Raw genomic sequence first — 3,517 nt, 5'->3', positions numbered from 1 at the left:
CCGCGGGGGCGGGCAGGGCGCCGCGGTCCACCTTGCCGTTGGGTGTGAGGGGCAGGGCGTCCAGGCCGACGAAGGCCGAGGGCACCATGTACGCAGGGAGACGGGAGCGCAGGTGCTCACGCAGAACGCCGGCATCCCCGAAGACAGGGACGACGTAGGCCACGAGTCGCTGTTCGCGCACGTCGACCACGGCCTCGCGGACCTCGGGGTGCGTGCGGAGCGCGGCTTCGATTTCGCCCGGTTCGATTCGGAAGCCGCGCAGCTTCACCTGGTGGTCGATGCGGCCCAGGAACTCCAACGTCCCGTCCGCGAGCCAGCGCACCCGGTCGCCCGTGCGGTACATCCGCGTGCCCGGCGCTTCGCGAAGCGCGTCCGGCACGAAGCGCTCGGCCGTCAGGTCTGGCCGGCCCAGGTAGCCGCGCACCACGCCTTCCCCCCCGATGAACAGCTCACCGGGGACACCGACCGGCACCGGCCTCAGCAGGGCATCCAGGACGTGCAGCCCGGTGTTCGCGAGCGGCCGCCCCAGCGACATCGTGCCGGCCGTGTCCGTCTCCACGCGATGCATGGACGACCACACCGTCGTCTCGGTGGGACCGTACATGTTGAGCAGGGCAGGGACATGCACGCGCAGCTTCGAGGCAAGGCTCCCCGGAAGCGCTTCGCCGCCCACGAGCATCTGGCGCAGTCCGCCCAGCGCATGCAGCGCCCGGGGCTCCTCCACGAGCGCCCGCGCGTACGACGGCGTGCACTGGAAGTGGGTGACGGCGTGGCGCTCCAGCAGGTCCGCGAACGCCGCGGGCTCCAGGCCCGTGGGCGCGAGCACCACCTGGAAGCCGCGCGTCCACGCCCAGAGCAGCTCCAGCACGGAGATGTCGAAGGAGATGCTCGTCATCGCCAGCCACGTGCCCGGGCACGGCGAGACGTGCGCATCCATCGCGCGGAAGAAGTTCATCACCGTCCGGTGCGGCACGCCCACGCCCTTGGGCCGCCCCGTCGAACCCGACGTGTAGAGCACGTACGCGAGCGTCCGCGCGTCACCCGCAGACCGCACGAAGTCCGCTCCCACCGAAGGGGCCACGTCATCGAGGAAGAGCCGGCGCTCGGCCGGCACCGCGATGACATCCTCCAGGCGACGAGGCCCCACGAGGACCTTCGCCCCCGAGTCCTCCCACATCGCCGCGAGCCGCTGCGCCGGGTACGCCGGATCCAACGGCAGGTAGGCCGCCCCCGCCTCCAGGATGCCGAGCATCCCCACCGCCAGCTCCACCGAGCGGTCCACGCACAAGCCCACCACCGACTCCGGCCCCACGCCACGCTGCCTCAGCGTGTGCGCCACGGCCCGGGCCCGAGCACGCAGCTCCCGGTACGTCAGCCGGCCATCCCCTGCGACGAGCGCCACGGCATCCGGCGTGCGAGCCACCTGCGCCGCGAAGCGCGAGGAGAGGGTGGCATCCGAGGGGAACTCGATGTCGGGTCCACGCGACAGCGCGAGCAGGTGCTCCGACTCATCGGCGCTGAGCCACGGCAGCGCATCCACCTGGCGCGAAGGGTCCGCGACGGCGGCCTCCAGCAACACACGCAGGTGGCCAGCGATGCGGGCCACGGTGTCCGCGTCGAAGAGATCGGTGGCGTACTCCAGCCAGCCCTCGAAGCCCCTCGCGGATTCGGAGAGCGAGAGCGTCAGGTCGAACATCGCCGTGCCCGAATGCACGTCCAGCAAGCGCGACTGGAGGCCCGGCAGCACGGGGGCGCCCACCTGCGCGCCCTGGTGGATGAACATCACCTGGAAGAGGGGCGTGTGCCCGCGCTCGCGCGTGGGCTGGAGCGCTTCCACCAGCTTCTCGAAGGGCACGTCCTGGTGCGCGTACGCACCCATCGCCGTCGCGCGCACCCGGGCCAGCAGCTCACGGAAGGTGGGCGCGCCGGACAGCCGCGTGCGCATCACCAGCGTGTTGACGAAGAAGCCCACCAGGCCCTGCAACTCCGCGCGCTCACGGCCCGCGATGGCCGTGCCCACGCTGACGTCGTCCTGCCCCGAGCGGCGCGCGAGCACCGCCTGGAAGGCCGCGAGCAGGACCATGAAGGGGGTGACGCCCTCACTGATGGCCAGCGTGCGCACCGCTTCGGCGAGCCGTGAGTCGAGCACCACCGGCACCCGGGCGCCCTGTGTTCCACGCTCGGCGGGACGCGGCCGGTCTGTCGCAAGCTCCAGCAAGCGGGGCGCGCCTGAGAGCTGCTGCCGCCAGTAGTCCAGGTGAGAAGCCAGCGTGGCTCCGTCCAGCGACTCCCGCTGCCACTCCGCGTAGTCAGAGTAAGCCGCCTTCAGCGCGCGCAGCGGCGACGGACCGCCTTCGAGCAGCGCCGCGTAGAGGGCGGACAATTCGCGCACCAGCACGGCCATGGACGTGCCGTCCGACACGGCGTGGTGCATGACGAGCACCAGCACGTGCGTGCGCTCGTCCAGCGTCAAAAGCGTGGCGCGCACGAGCGGTCCCTGCGTCAGGACGAACGGGCGGCGGGCCTCTTCATGGGCCAGACGGGAGGCTTCGGCCTCGCGGGTGTCCGCGGGCAGGGACTCCAGTGATACGCGGGCCAGCGGCAGGGATGCGAAGCTCGCGATGACCTGCAGCGGCCTTCCGTCCTGTTCCCGGAAGGAAGTCCTCAGCGCGTCATGGCGCGCGGCGAGCACCAGGAGGCTGTTCTCCAGCGTGGCCACGTCCAGTTCGCCTTCCAGTCGCACGGCGGCGGGAAGGTTGTAGGTCACGTCGCCCGGTGCGTACCGGTCCAGGAACCACAGCCGCGCCTGTGCGAAGGACGCCGCCCGGTCGCCAGTCACATCCCGGCGACGCAGCGTGCTCGATGCAGGGGCGGACGCCGCCGTGCGGGCCGCGATCAGCTGCCGTGCAAGGGACGTGATGCTCGGTCCCTGGAGCAACCACTCCATGGGCACCGTCACGCGCGTCGTGCCGATACCCATTTCGTGCGCCAGTTCCACCGCGCCCAACGAGTCCAGCCCGTAACGAGTCACCGGAGCATCGACGTCGATGTCCTCACGGCGCATGCGCATGTGCCGGGCCACGACGTCGTGCAGCCATGCAACCAGCGCTGCCTCGTCCGCATTCGTGGGCAGGCCCTCTGAGACGGGCGCCGGTTCGTGTGCTCCCAAACCCGCGCCAGGAGCGGCCGGGCTGATGGTTCCGCCGTCATGACTCGATGACTGCCGGGACGAAGGCGACGACTCGGATGCGCTGAAGTCCGGCGCGGTAATGGACCGAGCCCCGCTGGAGCCTGGGACGGATTCGGATGAAGCGGGGAGAGGAGCCTCGGACGACGAACGCGCGCCACCTGGCGGCTCCGCCCGCCACGCCGTCACCTCCTGCAATGTCCCCGCGAGGAAGGCCGCTCGGCACGCGTGACGCTGCACCTTGCCGCTGGACGTCTTGGGCAGGCTGCCCGGCTCGATGAGCACCACCGCGTGCGCCTGCACCTCGTGCGACTCCGCCAGCCGCTGACG

At 71.3% G+C, this 3,517-nt stretch carries 1 protein-coding gene; it reads right to left on the bottom strand.

Going from position 1 to position 3,517, the window contains the following annotated elements:
- Window positions 1–3,517 (bottom strand): non-ribosomal peptide synthetase (locus D7X99_RS41585; RefSeq protein ID WP_121782545.1); only part of this gene is annotated, 3,517 nt, incomplete at both ends.

Origin of the sequence: Corallococcus sp. AB032C (assembly GCF_003668935.1) — a bacterium.
In the GTDB taxonomy this organism is placed as follows: Bacteria; Myxococcota; Myxococcia; order Myxococcales; family Myxococcaceae; genus Corallococcus; species Corallococcus exiguus.
This window is presented reverse-complemented; position numbering and strand designations above follow the sequence as displayed.